Raw genomic sequence first — 17,223 nt, 5'->3', positions numbered from 1 at the left:
GCGGCGATCCGCGCGGTCGGCTACGCGCGAAAAATAATTCCGCAAAAAACATATCCCTTTTCCGATCTCGTGCGGCAAGGGGTCTGAGAACTCGCGCCAGGCGCGGGACCCAGACCCCACGAGTTAGGAAAAGCATGCATCGAGTACGCCGTTCTTCCCCCGGACCTCAATCCCCATGGCGCTTGCGCCCGGCTGCGTTTGCGCTGCGTTGCGCACTGATCGGCCTGCCTGCTGCTACCGTCGCCGCTCCCGTGCAGAAAGCGCAGGCAGCCGCTCCCGCCGCGCCGGCAAGCGCCGCCGCGAGGTTGGACGATCCCACGCCGCGCAATTACGACATTGCCGCTGGATCGCTGGGCGCGGCGCTGGGCAGTTTCGCCAGCCAGTCGGGACTGCTCTTGTCGTTCGACCCGGCGTTGACGCGCGGCTTGACGGCGCCTGCCTTGGCGGGGCGCTACACGGTGCGCAGCGCCTTGCAATCGCTGCTGGCGGGCACGCAGTTGCGGCTAGTGCCGCGGCAGGACGGCAGCTACGCGCTGGCGCCTGCGCAGGGGGCGTCCGCCGGTGCATTCGCCTTGCCTTCGGTGCTGATAGCCGCCGACGCCCTGCCCGAGAAAGAGGTCTACCTCGCACCGCGTTCCTCCGTGTACCTGTCGAGCGAAGACATCGACCGCTTTGGCCGCGTTTCGGCTGGGGACCTGTTGAAAGGCGTGCCCGGCGTGCAGGTGGGCGACAGCCGCAACGGCGGCGGGCTGGACGTGAACATCCGGGGCATCCAGGGGCAAAGCCGCGTGGCGGTGCGGGTGGACGGTTCGGAACAGGCGCTGGACGTGTACCGGGGCTATGCGGGTACGCAGCAGCGCAGTTACATCGACGCCGACCTCATCAGCAGCGTCACGATCAACAAGGGCCCCTCGATCAAGTCCGGCGCCATAGGCGGTTCGGTGGAGATGCAGACCATCGGGATCCAGGACATCCTGGTGGATGGCAATACGTTCGGCGTGCGCCTGACGGGCGATGCGTGGAACAACGGCGTCGCGCCCGCCTATCGCGACCCGAACGCCCGCAAGGGGAGCCTGGCGTCTCCGCCGCACGACAGCCGGGGCAGCCTGTTAGGGTCGCGGGCGGAGTCCGGCAGCATCGCGTTGGGGTACACGAATGACAAGCTGGATCTGGTTGCCGCCTATGCGCGCCGCAACCAGGGCAATTACTTCAGCGGCAAGAACGGGCAGGACCGCTATCGCGTCTACGACAAATATGGCGACGAGCAGGACAGCGTCGCCACCGTGTACAACGCGGGGGAAGAAATACTGAATTCCTCGGCCGACACCGAGTCGATCTTGCTGAAGGCGACGATACGCCCGGCCGACGGCCATACGCTGAAGCTGGGCTATCGCAGCTTCGACGGACGCATGGGTGAGATCATGCCGTCGGACATCTTTCGCATGGGGACCGCGGGCATCTATCAGTACCCCTTGAGCGACACCAAGATCGATACCTACACGGCGCGCTACGACTTTCAACCGGCGGGCAATCCACTGGTCGACCTGACGGCCAACCTGTGGATGACCGATGCCAAGACCAGCCAACTGACTTCGGTGCTTGCGCCGGCTTCGCAGGCGTACCGTTCGGACCGCAACTGGACCCGGCAGGCAGACCGCCGCATAGGCGGCGACCTGGGCAATACCTCGCGGTTCCAGACAGGCGTGGGCGACTTCAAGCTGGCTCTGGGCGGATCGTTCCAGATCGAAGACATCCGCCCGCAGAAAGGCGTGGTCACCACGCAGCACGATATCAACTCCAACCGCATGCTGCGCGACGCCTCCAGGCAGGAGTTCAGCTTCAGCGGGCAGCTGGACTACAAGCCGACCGACAAGTTGACCCTGTGGGGCGGCGGCCGCTACAGCCACTACACCAACAAGGACAATGGCGTTTACGCGAGCGCGCGGCGCGAGGAGCGCGAGCTGCGCTACGTGTCCGTGTCCAAGCCGGGAGGCTGGGGCAACATGATGTGGTTCCCTGACCAGAACGGGCAGTACACCGACGCCACGGATCCCCGGCTCAATAACGGAATCGTATTCGGCAACACCAACAATCCTTATGAAGGCGTGCGGTTCGACGAATTCGGCGCGACCGAGACCCGCGCCTACCCGTCGCAAATCTCGGAGGTGGTCACGGGCTTCGGCTATTCCGGCAAGCAGCGCAGTAGCGGCGGCGGCTTTGCGCCGTCGGCGGGCTTCAATTTCGAGCTGGTGCCGGATACCTTCGTCTATGCGTCCTACACGCAGGGCCTGCGCCTGCCGTCCTTGTTCGAGACGAGCCGCGGAGTGCTGCAGACCGATCCGGGCAAGGGCCTGAAGCCCGAACGCTCGAACAGCTGGGAGGTCGGCGCCAGCACGCTGCGCGGCAATGTGCTGACGGACGGCGATTCGGCGGCCGTCAAGCTGGCGTACTTCAACAACAATATCAAGAACTACATCACCCGCTACTACGATCCCTCGCCAGGCATGAACGGCCTGATGCGGTTCAGCAACGCCGATAGCTACAAGACCAGCGGCCTGGAGCTGCAATCGCGCTACGACGCCGGACGCGTGTTTGCAGACCTGTCGGCCACTTACTACCTGAAGACCGAGACCTGCGATGCGGCGTTCGCGGCGCGCCTGCGGGCAGCTGCGAACAGATACCAGAAGACCGGCGATACGCCGAACTGCACGCCCGGCAGCTTCATGGGTTCCTATACGAACACGCAGAACCCGCCGAGACTGGCGGTGAACCTGACGACCGGCCTGCGCTTTTTCAATGAAACGCTGACCGTGGGCGGCCGCATGACCTACACCTCGGGCCCCACAGCCAAGGCCGATAAACCCTGGCAGACGGGAGCAACCACGCCGCAATTGGTCTACCACCAGGTCACGCTGTTCGACCTGTTCCTGAACTACAAGCTGCGCGAGCACACCGTTGTGAATGTCTCGCTGCAGAACCTGACCGACCGCTACTACCTGGATCCGCTGGCCATGAGCTTCATGCCCGCGCCCGGCCGCACGCTGCGCGTGGGGCTGCAGACCAGGTTCTAACCCGAGGAGCCAGCCATGACACAAGCATCCCCCACCCTTGCCGACCGGGCCCGGCGCCTGAAGGCGCTCACGACGTCCACGCACGATACCTTGGACCGCCGCATCATGGACGCCGGCATCTTCGACAGCCGCGAGCGGTATGCAGGTTTCTTGCGCGTGCAGTACCGGTTCATGCGCGATGTCGACGCGCTTTATGCGCGGGCCGACCTGGCGGCGTTGCTGCCCGATCTGAGCGAGCGGCGCCGCCTGGATCGGGTCGCACAGGACCTGGCGGACCTGGGCGCCGCCGCGCCGTCCGCGCCATCAGTCACCGGCGCCGCCACGCCCCTGCCGCATGCGCTGGGATGGTTGTACGTGTCCGAAGGCTCGACCTTGGGCGCGGCCGTTCTTTACAAGCTGGCCGGTAGCCGGCTGGGTCTGGACCGGGATTTTGGCGCGCGCCATCTGGACGGACATGCCGAAGGCGTGGCCCGGCATTGGCGCGGGTTCGCGGCGGCCCTGGACGCGGTGCCGCTGACGCCGGAACAGGAGCAACTCGTCGTAACGGGCGCCCAGGCTGCATTCGGGACAGTGCGCGGCTATGTCGAGCAGGAATTCGCGTGAGCCGCGCCTGGGCGCGTTGCGGCGCGCGCCCGCAGCGCGTCAGCCGTAGCGGGCCGGTGCGCGCCGCGTGGATGCTGCTGGGATTCCTGATGGTGGCGCTGGGCGTGATCGGCGCCCTGTTGCCCGTCATGCCGACGACCATCTTCCTGATCCTGGCGGCGGCATGCTTTGCGCGGTCCTCGCCGCGGCTGGAACGCTGGCTGCTGACGCATCCGCGCTTCGGCGCCACGCTCAGGCTATGGCGTGAACAAGGCGCGATCAGCCGCAAGGGCAAGCGCTACGCGGTGGCCGGCATGGCGCTGGGCTACGCCGGCTTTGCCTGGGGCGCGCATCCCGCCTGGTGGCTGGCCTTGGGCGTGGGGCTGGGCATGCTGGCGTGCGCCGGCTGGGTGCTGTCGCGTCCGGAGCCGCTTCAGTAAACTCCGGGCTGCCGCAAGGCGAACGCCGCTATTTTCATGCCTGCCCATCTCCATGCCCGCTTCCGACACGACATTCTCCGCTGCGCTTTGCACTCCGGTCACCGCCGCCGATGATCTGGACCCTCTGGAGCAGTTTTTCCAGCGCCCCGAAGTCAGCGCCTTTCTTGCCCAGGCCCGCAGGCCGGGGCAGGCTACCGCCAGCCTGCGGACCTGCGCCGGTCTGTTGCCCGCGCTGCACCCCGGCCGCGCTGCCGCCGTGGCCTTGATGTGCGGTTCGCTGGTGGAAGACGGCGCCGACCCGGCGATTCTCTTTCCCGTCCTGCAAGACCTGTTGCGGCAGTGGCTGCAAACGCTGAGCCCATATTGCGCACAGGAAGTCGAGGATGACGACGATGAGGTGGAGGAGGCCGACCGCAGGGCCTGGCTGGACGCCCGGTCAAGAATGGCCGATGTGCCGGCGGACCGGCGCTGGGAAGTGGAAGCCCTGCATCAGGCGGCGGACCTGCTGGTGCTGCCGATGATGACCATGGCGCTGCGCGACCGGGGCAATCACGCCGGCTTGGTGTCCGACACGGACCTGATGGCGCTGTTGCATCCCATGGCCACCAGCAACGACAGCCTGCCGTTCGAGAACCTGCACTATCTATGGCTGGCCTCGCAGCTGGGCTACGAGGACGAACTGGTGGTGCTGCTGCCGGCTTCCATGACGGGCTTTGTCGCGCGGGCGCATGCCGTCAACAACAACTTCCACGCGTTCACGCTGCTGCAGATCATCATCGGCGAGCACGCGCAGGCGCTGGGCGTGCAGCGCGAGATCGCGGCGCGCGAGCCGGACCAGGACGGCGATACCGCGGATTTCCAATGGCTGCAGGCCGATGCCTACGCCAATGGCGAACTGGTCGACGCCATGCGCTTTGCCTGGGGTGAGGCGTCGCTGCGCCACAACGCATCGCGCCATGGCAAGCGGGTGCTGATCGCGCTGGAGACGGATCAAGGCATGAAGCGCAACTGGTCGGGCTTCAACGGCGCCATGCACGAGGCGCAGCAGCCGTCCATGACGTTCACGCGCTATCTCACGCGTGCCGAGGTCGCGTCATACCTGGCCTGACGGCGCGGCCGCCGCATCAAACCCCAAGATAGGCGCGGCGCAGCCCTTCATCGGCCAGGAGTTCGGCGCCAGGCCCCGACATGACGATCTCGCCATGCTCCAGCACATAGCCGCGCGCGGCCATGCTGAGCGAACGGTGCACGTCCTGTTCCACCAGCAGAATGGTGATGCCGCGCGCGTTGATCAGCGGCAGCTTGTCGAAGATGTCCTTGACCATGATGGGCGCCAGTCCGATGGACGGCTCGTCCAGCAGCAGGAGCTTGGGCGAAGTCATCAGCGCGCGGCCGATGGCCAGCATCTGCTGTTCGCCGCCGCTGAATGAGCGCGCGAGCTGCCGGCGCCGTTCGCGCAGGCGCGGGAACAGTTGATAGACCCAATCCAGATTGTCGCGGCTGCGGCGCTTGTCGCGCAGTACGTCCGCGCCGACCAGCAGGTTGTCCTCGACGTCCATGTGGCCGAACAGGCGGCGGCCTTCCATGACCTGGGCCATGCCCAGGCGCGCCACCATATGCGCGGGCAGGCCGCTGATGCGCTCGCCCAGGAAACGGACTTCGCCCGCCAGCGCGGGCAGGGATCCCATGACGGTGCGGATCAGCGTGCTCTTGCCAGCACCATTGGCGCCGACCAGGCTGACGATTTCGCCTTCGCCCACGTCCAGGTCCACGCCGCGCAGCACTTGCACATCGCCGTAGCCGGCGTCCAGTTGACGGATTTCCAGCATCAGGCGGCCTCCCCCAGATAGGCGCGCACCACCAGCGGATCGTTGGCGACCGCTAGCGGCAGGCCGTCGGCGATCTTGCGCCCCTGCTGGATGACAACGATCCGATCGGAGAGCTGCATGATGGCCTTCATATTGTGTTCGATCACCAAGACGCTGATACCGTCGCCGCGCAGCGACAGGATCAGCGCCACCATTTCCGCCGTCTCCACCGGCGTCAGGCCCGCCATCACCTCGTCCAGCAGCAGCAGGCGAGGCTGGGTGGCCAGGGCCTTGGCGACTTCGAGCCGCTTGCGGCCCGACAGGGTGAGCGTGCGGGCGACCTGATGCTCGCGTCCGGCCAGGCCGACGCGGGCCAGCACCGCTTGCGCGATTTCCTCGGCCTGGGCCGGGGCGCGGTGACGCAGGAAGGCGCCGATCATGGTGTTCTCCAGCACGGTCATATCGCCGAAGGGCTTGACGATCTGGAAAGTGCGCGCGAGCCCGGCGGCGCAGATGCGTGCGGGATCCTGGCCGTTGATGCGGGCGCCGTTGAAGCGGATCTCGCCGCTGCTGGGCGGTACGAAGCCGGAGGCCATGGCAAACAGGGTGGTCTTGCCGGCGCCATTGGGGCCGATCAGACCGACGATTTCGTCGGCGCCGACCGTGAAGCTGACCTCGTCCGAGGCGCGCACGCCGCCGAAGTTGCGACTGACACTGTGGAATTCGAGCAGGTTCATGGCGTGCCTCCCATGGCGGGGCCGGCGGCCTTCACTGGCGGATCGGCACGGCGCCGCGGCGCACGGACGCGGGCCAGTATCGCCATCAGGCCGCGCGGCTCCAGTCGGATGACGATCATCAGCAGGAGGCCGTACAACATCATGTCGGCCCCCACCATGCCACCGGTCAGGGAGCGCGCCAGTTCTTCGCCGGGCAAGAGTAACAGGGCTCCCAGAACCGGACCCCATAGCGTTCCGCGTCCGCCGATGATGCAGACCACGGCGATGATGACGCTGAGGTTGGCGCCGAAGACCTTGTCCGGGCTGATGTAGAGCACGAACTGGGCATAGAAGGTGCCGCCCAGCGCGGTCATGGCCGCGCTCAGCATGGCGGCCGTGAGCTTGTAGCGCCGCACCGGCACGCCCAGCGCCATCGCCGCGTCCTGGTCATTGCGCACCGCCGTCAGGCAGTAGCCGAAGCGGCTGCGCAGCACGTGGCGGTTGACCAGCAGCGCGGCGACGGTGAACGCCAGCGCCACCAGGTAATAGAAGGCCTTGCCGGTGTGCTGGAAGTACAGCGGCGCGTCGCGCAGCAGCGTGACTTCCATGCCGCGCGGTCCGCCCAGCAGGGTGTCGGCGTTCTCCACCAGGGTCTTGAGCACCATGCAGGAGGCAATCGTGGCCAGCGCGAAGTAGGCGCCGCGCAGTTGCAGGCAAGACAGCCCCACGATCAGCGCGGCGCCCATGGCCACGACGGCGCCCGCCCACATGCCCAGCCAGGGACTGATGCCCAGGTTCACGAACAGCCAGGTCGAGGTGTAGGCGCCTAGCCCGAAGTAGGCGGCGTGGCCGAGCGAAAGCTGGCCGGCGATACCGCCCAGGATGTTCCACGATAGCGCCAGGTAGGCATACAGCAGCGTCATGGCCCCCACCGACAGCAGGTATTGGTTGCCGCTGGCCAGCGGCAGCAGCGCGAGCACGCCCAGGGCGGCGATAGCGGCGGCCGAAGTCATTTTTTTCTTGGCCATCATTCGTTCTCCACGCCGAACAGCCCGCTGGGCCGGAAATACATGGTGGCGAGAAACAGCAGGAAGATAAGCGCCTCGGCATAGGTGATGGGGATCAGCTGGCTGCCGACCGATTCCAGCACCCCGACCAGGATGCCGCCCCAGAACGCGCCCGCCACCGAGCCTATGCCGCCTAGCACCACGATGACGAAGGCGCGCAGGCCGAAGATGTCGCCGACGAAGGGGTTGACCGGATAGAGCGGCAGCAGCAGCGCGCCGGCAGCGCCCAGCACCAGGAGGCCGATGGCGAACGACAGCCGGTAGACGCGGGTGCTGTCTATGCCCAGCACGCTGGCGGCCTCGCGGTCCTGGCCGGTGGCGCGGATGGCGCGGCCGGTGCGCGTGTGGCGCAGGAACAGCACCAAGGCCGCCGTGATCAGGCAGGCGAAGAACAGGCCGGCGATCTGCGGATAGGTGAAGATCAGATCGCCAGGCATCCACACCTCGTTGGCCCAAGGCGCATCGATGGTGCGGCTGTCGGGTCCGGCCAGCGCCAGGAAGGCGTTGTCCAGGAATATCCACAGGCCGGTGGTGAAGATCAGCACGCCGATCGGCTCGCGCGAGCTTTCCTTGCGGTAGATGCCGTCGATCAGCCAGCGCTGGCAGGCATAACCGACCGCGAACAGCGCCAGGGCCGTCAGCGGCATGGCGGCCAGCGGATGCAGGCCGAAGTGGCTGGTCAGCGCGAAGCAGACGTACATGGACATCATCAGGAAGGCGCCATGGGCGAAGTTGATGATCTTCATGACGCCGAACTGCAGGCTCAGGCCCAGCGCGATCAGGCCGTAGACGGCGCCGCTGGCGATACCGCCCAGCAGCGCCTGGAGTAGGGTAGTGGTCAAGGAAGAGCTCCTAGCGATAACGGGGCGCCGCCGCGCCGAGGCAAGCGGAGGGCAGCGGCGCCGGGTCGGTCAGGGCTGGGCGGCGGGCCAGACCATCTTGTACGACTTGGAAGCCAGGTTCTCCGGCCATACGGTGCGGTATTGGCCGTCGGGCGTGATCTGCTGCATGACGTAGCGCTTTTCGGGGTTCTGGCCCTTGGCGTCGATCACGATGTCGTAGCCCACCAGCTTGTTCAGATCGGTGCCTTGCAGCTTGGTCCGGGCCAGGGCGTCGCGGATGGCTTCGGGATCGGCGCGGCCGGCGCGTTCCAGCGCATCCTTGATGACCCAGACCGCGGCGTAGGCGCTGACCGAAAGCTCGTTGGGATCGACCTTGTAGGCGGCGACAAAGTCATCCCAGAATTTCTTGGCGAACGGGGTGGTGATGGACGACTCGTAGCCAGCCCAGCCGTTGGTGGTGTAGACATTACCCGCGATGTCCTTGCCGACCAGCGGGATGAAGGTGCTGTCGATCTGGCCGGCCGCGCTGCCCACGTAGGTCGAGCCGACCCGCATCTGCGCCAGCAGCTTGTGCAGTTGCACGGCATCGGCGCCGTAGGAGGTCACGGTGACGACGTCGGGCTTCTTGCCCTTGATCTTGAGCACCAGCGGACGCAGGTCCGGCGAGTTGGGCGGATAGCCCTCGTCCAGCACCAGGTCGATGCCAGCCGCCTTGAACTTGGCGCGCAGCGTATTGGCCATGTCCTGGCCCCAGTCGGTGTTCTCGTAGACCATGGCCACCGTCTTGGCGGGTTTGCCGGTGGTCTTGCCGGCATAGTCGATGAAGTCCGCCATGCTCTCTGCATTGCCCGAGGCGGGAATCTGCGTGGGGCGGAACACATACTTGAAGCCGCGCTCGGTGATGTCGGCCTTGGCGGCCAGGTCCACCACCCATGGCACGCGGTTCTTCTCCGCGACGGCGGTGGCGGGGAAGGTCACTCCGCTCTGGAAGGCGCCCAGCAACACCGGCGTTTTCTCGCGCGTGATGAGGCGTTCGACTTCGGTCATGGCGACCTTGGCGTCGCCGCGGGTGTCCACTTCGACCAGTTGCAGTTGCGCGCCGCCCAGCGCCTGGATGCCGCCGGCGTCGTTGATGTGCTTGACGGCGAGATGCGTGGCGCGCGACATGTCCTTGCCGATGGAGGCGGTGGCGCTGCCCGAGAGCGGAATCAGGTAGCCGATCTTGACGGGATCGGCGGCCATGGCCGCGCCGTGGACCAGCAGGGTGGCGCCGGCTACGGCGAAGAGGCGCCGCAGGGCGGCGGGGCGATAGGGAAAGTTGGTGCTCATGAGGATTTGTCTCCAGTATTTTTGTGATTTGTGTGTGCCGCGTCGCAATCAGCCAGGCGAACCGCCGATTGCGGCATGCGTCGCACGCACCAGGCGGTGCGCGCGTTCATCGAGCAGCACCGTGCGGCCCATGCGGTTCATGGTGTAGGCAAATGAAAGCCGGCGCTGCGGCCAGGCGAAAGCCAGCGATCCGCCAGCGCCCGTATGGCCATAGGCCTGGTCGCCGAAGCAGGCGCTGTCCAGGCCTAGCGCGCGGTTGTCCATCTGGCGCATGAAGCCGCAGGCATAGCGCGAGGGCACGCGCAGGCAGGCGTCGTCATCGGTCCGCGCTGACAGGGCGGTGGCCGTGGTCAGGGTGTCCTCGCGCAGCAGGCGCACGCCGTCGCGCGCGCCGCCCAGCGCCAGCGTGCCGTACAAGCGCGCCAGGCTGCGCGCGTTGCCAATACCGCCTGCGGCGCACAGCCCGGCGGCGTGGCCGGCGCGGCTATTGAAGCCGGACGGACGCCAGCCGCCAGTGTTCCTGGCGTACAGCGCGGTAGGACTGTCGGGCTCGTCCTTCAGCGACAGCTCGAAGGGGCTGAACGGCGCTTGCGGCGCGGGCGGCGGCACGATCGGCGCGACCCGCGCTTCCTCGGCTTCCGGCAAGCCTATCCAGAAGTCCAGGTCCAGCGGCTGCGCGATGTGGCGGCGGAAGAACTCGCCGGGCATGCAGCCGCCCAGCCTGCGTACCAGTTCGCCGACCAGCCAGCCGTAGGTCAGGCCGTGGTACGCCACGCGTTCGCCCGGGGTCCAGAAGGGCGCGGCGGCGGCCAGCCGGCCGGTCATGCCCTCCCAGTCGAAAGCGGCATCCGCGGGCAAGGGCTCGCGCAGCGCAGGCAGGCCCGCGGTGTGGTTGAGCAGCATGCGCGGGGTGGTGTCGCCCTTGCCGGCTGCGGCATATTCGGGCCAGTAACGGGAGACCGGCGCGTCCAGGTCCAGTTCGCCCGCCTCGGCCAGCATGTGGGCGCACAGTGCCGTGGCCGGCTTGGTGTTGGAGAACACGATACAGACCGTGTCGCGTTCCCAGGGTTGGCTTCGGGCCGTGTCGGCCCAGCCGGCCCACAGGTCAACCACGGGATAACCGTCGACCTCAATGGCGACGGAGGCGCCTAGTTCGCCGTCGTCCTGAAAGTTGCGCGCGAAGGCAGCGCGCACCGGCTCGAACGCGGGATCGCAGTAGCCGTGGACTGCGGGGGCCCCGGCTTCACGAGCCTGGGGCGGGGTTGCGTTGGCCATGGTCAGCGCGTCAACGGCGCGCGCGCGCCGTAGCCCAGCAGGTAGCGCGCCTCGTTGGACAGGGTGGCGGCGACGCCTGGGGGCAGCGTGCTGGTGAAATCCGCGAAGCCGCGCAGCCAGGACACGTTGTAGTTGCAGAGTATGGCGCGGCGCTCGCGGCCGGTATGGTTCGGGCCGGAGCGGTGCCAAGTATTGGACAGCCAGATCGCGACCGAGCCGGCGGGAGCAGTCAGCGTGACTTCGCCGTCCAGCGGGCCGCTGCCCCAGGGCGGCGACTTGCGCAGCTTGTGGCTGCGCGGCATGACGCGGGTGGCGCCGTTGTCGGCGGTGAAGTCGTCCAGCATCCAGACGTTCTGCAGGGTCAGCGGGAATTCCGGCAGCGGCTCGGCGATCTGGCCCAGCGGCGCGTCCACGTGCCAGGCGCCGCCGCCCGTGCCGGGGCCGATGCTGGTGGCCTGGAAATCGTGCAGGTTGCAGTCCTGGCCCATCACGCTGCGCACCATGGGCAGTACCACCGGGTGTTCGATCAGCGGAATCATGTCGGGCGCCTTGTTCAACAGGTTCCAGACGCGTTGCGACTTGTCGTCGTCGAACAGGGTGGGCAAGTGCAGGAAGTTCTTCGACACTTTGTTGATGGGAACCGGCCAGCGCGTATTTTCGTTGTCGCGGCGGTACTGGTGCACGCGCGCCACCATGCGCCGGGCTTCCAGGTCGCTCACTGTGTAGTGGCGCTTATAGTAGGCCAGGATGTCGTCGTCGTCTTCGTGCCGTTCATCATCCAGCGGGAATGGATCGGCGCGTTCGGCGGCCATCAGGCTGGCTACGCGTTCGCGCGCCTGTTCCAGCTGTCCGGCGTCCAGCACATTTTCAATGACGGCATAGCCTTCTTCGGCGAGCTGGTGTTGCAGCGCCTGCAGATCGAGTTGCTTCATATTCCTCCCCTTGTGTTGGATGTCACTGCGAAATCGGGCTGGGCGCGGCCACGGGGGCCAATGCGCTGCGCGCGAGCTTGCCCACGCTGGTGCGCGGCAAGGCTTGCGCCGCGCCGATGCGGCGCGGCACCTTGTAGCCGGCCAGATGCGTGGCGCAATGGGCCTGCAGGGCGTTCGTGTCCAGGCTCTGGCCGGGTGCGGGCGTGACCCAGGCGTGCACCACCTGTCCCAGCCGCTCGTCGGGCACGCCGAAGGCGGCGGCTTCGCCAACCTCGGGACGCGACAACAGCACTTGCTCCACTTCCAGCGGATAGACCTTGAAGCCGCCCACGTTGATGCAGTCGTGCCGTCTGCCTTGCAGATGGAGATAGCCTTCGTCGTCCAGAACCGCGACATCGCCGGTGTAGAACCAGCCTTCGCACAGGGCTCGCGCTGCGTCCGGAGCGGGCTGGCGGTAGCCCGCCATCACATGGGGACCGCGTACGCGGATTTCGCCGGGCTGGCCGGGCGGCAGCAGCCGCTCGCCGTGGTCCAGGTCCACGATCTGCAGTTCGCCGCCCGGCACGGGCAGGCCCACTGAACCCGGTTTGCGTGGGCGGTGCATGGGATTGAACGCCAGGCATGGACCGGCTTCGCTCATGCCGTAGCCTTCGTAGATGGGGCAGCCGGCGCGCTGCTCGAAGCGTGCCAGGGTCTCGCGCGGCAGCGGCGCGGCGCCGGAGAAACAGGCGCGCAGGCTGGCCAGGCGTTCCAGGCTCAGGGCCGGGCTCAGCAGCAGATCATGGAAAATGGCGGGCGCGCCCGGTAGCAGCGTGACACGGTGCGTGGCGATGGCCTCTATGGTGCGGGCGGCGTCGAAGCGCCGCATCACCACCAGCTCACCGCGGGCGTGCAGACTGAGGTAGAGCGACATCGAGACTGCCGACACATGGAACAGGGGCATCACGCAGAGCACCACTTCGGCCTCGCGCCGCGTTGGCAGCCAGGCTTCGCGCTGTGCGATGTTGTACGCGATCTGCCGGTGCAGGATATTCACACCCTTGGGGCGGCCGGTCGTGCCGCCGGTGTATTGCAGCGTGGCCAAGTCCTCGTGCCGCGGCAGGTCTGCGGGCAGCGCGCAGGCTTGCGGCAGCATGCCGAGCAGGCCGGCGCCGTTGCCGGTGCAGAGGATGGCGCCGGCATCCAGGGCGGGACACAGGGCGCCCGGGTCCAGCTTCACGCTGTCGTCATGCAGCAGCATGCGGGGCGCGGCGTCTTCCAGCATATAGGCCAGTTCGCGTTCGCGGTAGCCGGGGTTGAGCGGCACGGCCTGGGCGCGCAGCGCATGCACGGCGAAGGTGGCGACCGCCAGGTCCAGAGAGTTCTGCATCAGCAGCGCGACCCGGTCGCCGGGCCGGACGCGTTCGCCCAGGCGGCGCGCCAGCGCTCCGGCCAGGCCGGCGTATTGTGCGTAGTTCAGGCGCACGCCCTCGAAGGACAGGGCGGGAAGATCGGGCGTTTCGCGGGCGGCGTCGCGCAGCAAGTGGACCACCGAATCCGGGACCGCGGGCAGGGAGGGAACGTTCATGTCTTGCGCTCTGCGGCCTTGCGGGCGGCCTTGGCATCGCTGGCCTGCCACACAGTGGGCCGGCCTTCGCCGCCCAGCAGGGTGATGGGATCGGCGTTGTCGATATGGCCGTACTGCCCTTTGTAGATGCTGTAGCCGCACAGTTCCTGCAGACGGCGCGGGAAGCGCCGCACCACGTCGGCCGGGATGCCGAGCTGCAGGTTTTCCTGCTGGCGTATCCAGCCGGCGCAGTAGTAGCAAGACAGCGCGTAGCGGCGCGCATTGCTGTTGTTGGCGCCGCCTTTGTGCCACAGGGCGCTGTCAAACAGCATGACGCTACCGGCCTTCATGGTGGCCTGCACGGTCTCTATGTCCTGCGCGCCGTAGGGCGGTGAAGAGTCGTAGCGATGGCTGCCGGGCACGATGTGGGTGGCGCCGTTTTCTGCGGTGAAATCGCTCAGCGCCCAGATGGCGTTGACCGCCAGCGGCGGGCGCGGCCGCGGCAGGGCCAGCTGCTGGGTGTCTTCGTGCAGGGGCTGGGCGCCTTGCCCGGGCGCCAGCGTCAACGAGCACAGCGAGGACAGCAGCAGTTCGCGGTCCAGCAGACGTTCGGCCAGGGCCAGCACCTCGGGTTGCAGCGGCACGTCCCAGAAGCGCGGATCGTAGACCAGCAGGTTATTGATGCGCACCGTCTTGCGGCCTTCGAACGAGGTCTGGGCGTAGCCGAGGTTGTGCTCGGCTTCGATCCGGATCAGGGCTTCCTGCAACTGGCTGACCTGCTCGGGTGGAATGATCCCGGGCAACACCACGAAGCCGTCGCGTTCAAAGGCTGCGATCCGCTCGTCGAGCGGTTCGGGCGTGCTCATCTTTTGTCTCCTGATGGGGCCTGGATCCGAGTCCGGCGATATAGGTCTGTGCGTATAATCGGCCGGTAGTCTTCGCCCTGCCAGCGCGTAGCGTCCACGGCAGTGGCGCAAAGCGTCCATCCCCAAGAAGATGGCGGCCCCCGTCGGCATGATCCGGTACTCAAGATGAGCGCGCAGGCCTACCACCACACCACCGATGTCATAGCGCCGCAGGACCAGTTCGCGTATTGGCGCGACGCGATCTGCGATGCCTACGTGCCGCTCGAACCCGAGCGCGATGCCGCGCGCAGCTTCCGCGGCCAGATCGACGGCCTGCTGCTGCCGGACCTTCATGGCTCGACCGTCACGGCGCAATCCCATGTGGTCAGATTGTCCGCGGCCGGCCTTTCGGCCCGCACGCAATCGCCTTTTTTCGCCAACCTGCTGTGTGCCGGCGAGGCCATGGTCTCGCAGGACGGAAGCGCCATGCGCGCGCGCGCCGGTGACGTCTACGTGGTGGATTGCGCTTCGCCCTGGGAAGTCGACTTTCGCACCGATTTCCGCATGTTCTGCATAGAAATTCCGGAAGGCCTGCTGCGGCCGCAGCTGGGGCGGCGCGGACGGCTGGCCACGCCGGTGCTGGACGGGAGTTCAGGGGCAGGACGGGTGTTGGCTAGCTACATGCGGCTGGTGAGCGAATTGCCGGCGAATGAACTGCAGCAGGTGCAGGCGCTGATGGTCAGGCATTGCAGCGAACTGCTATCGCGGACCCAGCTCGAAGGAACGGACGCTGGCGCACAGACCGCCGAACGGGTGAGGCATGACGTCCTGGATCGCATCCTGGCGCTGGTGCAGCGCCGTCTGGCCGACCGCGGCTTGACGCCGGCCTCGGCCAGCGAGGAACTCGGCATTTCGCGCAGTTATCTGTTCAAGATCCTGGCCGAGCACGGCTTGAGCTTCAGCGCCTACGTGCGGCAGTGCCGGTTGGAGAAATGCCGGCAGGCTATCGAAACCCAGCCTGGCCGCTCCATCGCGGATATCGCCGCCAGCTGGGGATTCGAGGAAGTTTCCACATTCAATCGGGCGTACCGCACGCACTATGGCCGCTCGCCAGGCAGCGGGCGCGGCGGTGCGCCCTCGCGGGCAGGGTAGCGGCGCATCACCACTTGCTCTGGCCCTGCGACTGCTGCATCTGCGGGGCGTTGGCAGGCCTGACTGTGTCCACGTACTTCTTGTAGGCGGCAACATACTCTGGGCTGCTGATGTCCGGGGTGCTGTCGCTGTCCCAGTTTCTTTCAACGCCGGATTGCTTCCAGGCAGCGAGATCCCGTTCGACCTGATCGCGGCTGAGCTGGACGTCGGACGGGGGCGCCGCGGTGGTGGGCGCGGCGGACATTTGCGCGACGGCGGGGCCGGAGAGCAGGGCGCAGGCTGCCAGGACGAGGGGAATCGCGGCGCGGACGGTTAGGGCAGTGTTCATGAAATGCTCCTGATGACGTGAGTGACCGCAGCATTGGAAACCGGTGTCCCTGGGGGCTTGCGGCAATGCAGCCCGGGGCAGGAACAGCTGCGCGACCGGATTGGCGCATTGGTGTTTTTCTTGGGCAGACCGGCCCGGTCCGCGGCGGGCGCGAACACGCTCCCGGCGCGGAGCCACGCCGCCAGGTTTGCGACTCGGGCCGGATCGGGCGTCCGGGCCTCATGCCTTCGTGCTCATCGTAGGACGGCGCAGGTGGACGCCACATACTCAATATTGAGTACGTCATGCCAGCGGGGGAGCGCGCTTAGAGCAGCGACGCCAGCCTGACGAGTTCGGACTGGCGGTTACATTCCATCTTGTTGAGCAGGGACGCCACCTGCTTGCGCACCGTCAGCACGGAGGCATGGCGCAGGGTGGCGACCTCCTCCACGCTATGGCCCATTGCGAGTCCGGCCAGCACCGCCGCTTCGGCGCGGGTGATGGCGAATACGGCTTCCAGCCGGTCGACGTCGGGTTGGGCGAAGGCGCTCTTGCGCCGCATGCGCACCAGCAGCATGCGGTTGCCGATCAGGCTCAGCGCTTGCGGGGCCGCGCTGATGTCGATCCAGGTCAATTCGCCCCAGCCAGCCGCCGCGGCCAGGGACCGCGCCTTGCCGTCGCGCGCAACCGCCTGGCAATAGGCGTCGAACAGCGCCTGTATTTTTGCGTCCGGATGGAGCAGCTTGCCGCCCCGCACGTTCCAGCCGCGCGCGTCGTCCAGATACCGCACGGCGAGCGCGGACATCTTGTCCACGATTGCATCGCGGCTGACCAGCAGCACCGCTTCGCCGACATCGGTGAGCGCGCTTTCGATGGCTGTCCATCCGATGGCGAGCGTCTTTTCGCGCTGAGCCAGCTCGCGGGCGCTCAGCAGGACGTCATGCCAGTGCGGATCGGGACTGGCCAGGTGGTCCAGCGCTTCGATCGCGCTCTGGACGGCAATCTGGTGTTCAGCCATTTGGTGCCTCCAACTCTGGTTCAGACGCAAACGCTGTCACGCATCACAGATCGTTGTAGAGGTGGCTCCGGCCAGATCGGGAGGAGCGCTGCGCGGCCGTGGTCTGGCGGCGCTTAGGCAAGACGGGGCCGGCCTGATTGCCGGCGCGGTTTTTCCCTAAGGAAATTATCCTCGCAAAATCCCGGGCCAGATGAAAAAAATGGGTACTGGGCGGGCATGAAAAGGGTCCGGATCCATAACCGCGCGCCCCATGGTCCGGGAAGGGGTGCGAGTGCACCGGGCCATGCTTACCA

16 protein-coding genes are annotated in these 17,223 nt (G+C 67.0%); 5 read left to right on the top strand and 11 right to left on the bottom strand.

Features of this window, described 5'->3' with window-relative positions; all coding sequences use genetic code 11:
• Positions 1-134 precede the first annotated feature (134 nt).
• The 4 genes from AC3WOB_RS10350 (at position 135) to AC3WOB_RS10335 (ending at position 5,201) form a co-directional block, all read left to right on the top strand.
• On the top strand, positions 135-3,071 hold the full coding sequence (locus AC3WOB_RS10350) for a TonB-dependent receptor (RefSeq protein WP_041652608.1): 2,937 nt from the start codon (positions 135-137) through the stop codon (positions 3,069-3,071).
• Positions 3,072-3,086: 15 nt separating this feature from the next.
• The gene (locus AC3WOB_RS10345) at positions 3,087-3,674 is read left to right on the top strand and encodes a biliverdin-producing heme oxygenase (RefSeq protein WP_013392048.1); all 588 of its coding nucleotides are present in this window, start codon (positions 3,087-3,089) and stop codon (positions 3,672-3,674) included.
• Positions 3,675-3,745: 71 nt separating this feature from the next.
• Positions 3,746-4,093: a YbaN family protein gene (locus tag AC3WOB_RS10340; protein WP_013392049.1), complete on the top strand. Its 348-nt coding sequence runs from the start codon at positions 3,746-3,748 to the stop codon at positions 4,091-4,093.
• A gap of 52 nt (positions 4,094-4,145) precedes the next feature.
• Positions 4,146-5,201: a hypothetical protein gene (locus tag AC3WOB_RS10335; RefSeq protein WP_013392050.1), complete on the top strand. Its 1,056-nt coding sequence runs from the start codon at positions 4,146-4,148 to the stop codon at positions 5,199-5,201.
• 16 nt (positions 5,202-5,217) lie between these two features.
• On the opposite strand, the gene AC3WOB_RS10330 is transcribed toward AC3WOB_RS10335, so the two are convergent.
• The 9 genes from AC3WOB_RS10330 to AC3WOB_RS10290 all read right to left on the bottom strand — a co-directional run bounded on the left by AC3WOB_RS10330 (position 5,218) and on the right by AC3WOB_RS10290 (position 14,474).
• Entirely contained in the window at positions 5,218-5,922 is a 705-nt protein-coding gene (locus tag AC3WOB_RS10330) for an ABC transporter ATP-binding protein (RefSeq protein ID WP_492274896.1), read from the bottom strand.
• Positions 5,922-6,638, bottom strand: coding sequence for an ABC transporter ATP-binding protein (locus tag AC3WOB_RS10325; RefSeq protein ID WP_492274895.1), 717 nt, complete (start codon positions 6,636-6,638; stop codon positions 5,922-5,924). Before AC3WOB_RS10325 ends, AC3WOB_RS10330 begins: the two co-directional genes overlap by 1 nt.
• Positions 6,635-7,648 (bottom strand): branched-chain amino acid ABC transporter permease, encoded by a 1,014-nt coding sequence (locus AC3WOB_RS10320; protein ID WP_492274894.1) that lies wholly within the window; start codon positions 7,646-7,648, stop codon positions 6,635-6,637. The genes AC3WOB_RS10325 and AC3WOB_RS10320 overlap by 4 nt, the downstream gene beginning before the upstream one ends.
• Complete coding sequence (locus AC3WOB_RS10315) at positions 7,645-8,526, bottom strand: branched-chain amino acid ABC transporter permease (protein ID WP_013392054.1); 882 nt, start codon at positions 8,524-8,526, stop codon at positions 7,645-7,647. Before AC3WOB_RS10315 ends, AC3WOB_RS10320 begins: the two co-directional genes overlap by 4 nt.
• A gap of 69 nt (positions 8,527-8,595) precedes the next feature.
• Entirely contained in the window at positions 8,596-9,855 is a 1,260-nt protein-coding gene (locus tag AC3WOB_RS10310; protein ID WP_492274893.1) for an ABC transporter substrate-binding protein, read from the bottom strand.
• 48 nt (positions 9,856-9,903) lie between these two features.
• On the bottom strand, positions 9,904-11,130 hold the full coding sequence (locus AC3WOB_RS10305) for a serine hydrolase domain-containing protein (protein WP_492274892.1): 1,227 nt from the start codon (positions 11,128-11,130) through the stop codon (positions 9,904-9,906).
• A 2-nt stretch (positions 11,131-11,132) separates the two neighbouring features.
• Positions 11,133-12,062: a phytanoyl-CoA dioxygenase family protein gene (locus tag AC3WOB_RS10300; protein ID WP_492274891.1), complete on the bottom strand. Its 930-nt coding sequence runs from the start codon at positions 12,060-12,062 to the stop codon at positions 11,133-11,135.
• A gap of 22 nt (positions 12,063-12,084) precedes the next feature.
• Positions 12,085-13,629 carry a class I adenylate-forming enzyme family protein gene (locus AC3WOB_RS10295; protein ID WP_492274890.1) on the bottom strand — a complete coding sequence of 515 codons (1,545 nt, stop codon included), beginning with the start codon at positions 13,627-13,629 and terminating at the stop codon, positions 12,085-12,087.
• Positions 13,626-14,474 (bottom strand): phytanoyl-CoA dioxygenase family protein, encoded by an 849-nt coding sequence (locus AC3WOB_RS10290; RefSeq protein WP_492274889.1) that lies wholly within the window; start codon positions 14,472-14,474, stop codon positions 13,626-13,628. Before AC3WOB_RS10290 ends, AC3WOB_RS10295 begins: the two co-directional genes overlap by 4 nt.
• Positions 14,475-14,639: 165 nt before the next feature.
• Between AC3WOB_RS10290 and AC3WOB_RS10285 the strand changes: the two genes are divergently transcribed.
• Positions 14,640-15,605 carry an AraC-like ligand-binding domain-containing protein gene (locus tag AC3WOB_RS10285; protein WP_492274888.1) on the top strand — a complete coding sequence of 322 codons (966 nt, stop codon included), beginning with the start codon at positions 14,640-14,642 and terminating at the stop codon, positions 15,603-15,605.
• Between the two features lie 7 nt (positions 15,606-15,612).
• On the opposite strand, the gene AC3WOB_RS10280 is transcribed toward AC3WOB_RS10285, so the two are convergent.
• Positions 15,613-15,933 (bottom strand): DUF4148 domain-containing protein, encoded by a 321-nt coding sequence (locus AC3WOB_RS10280; RefSeq protein WP_013392061.1) that lies wholly within the window; start codon positions 15,931-15,933, stop codon positions 15,613-15,615.
• Between the two features lie 304 nt (positions 15,934-16,237).
• Positions 16,238-16,930 (bottom strand): helix-turn-helix transcriptional regulator, encoded by a 693-nt coding sequence (locus AC3WOB_RS10275; protein ID WP_492274887.1) that lies wholly within the window; start codon positions 16,928-16,930, stop codon positions 16,238-16,240.
• Positions 16,931-17,223 lie beyond the last annotated feature (293 nt).

Source organism: Achromobacter sp. FW305-C-30-7 (genome assembly GCF_058783105.1).
Note: the sequence above shows the minus strand (reverse complement) of the source record. Positions and strands in the feature narration are given on the sequence as shown.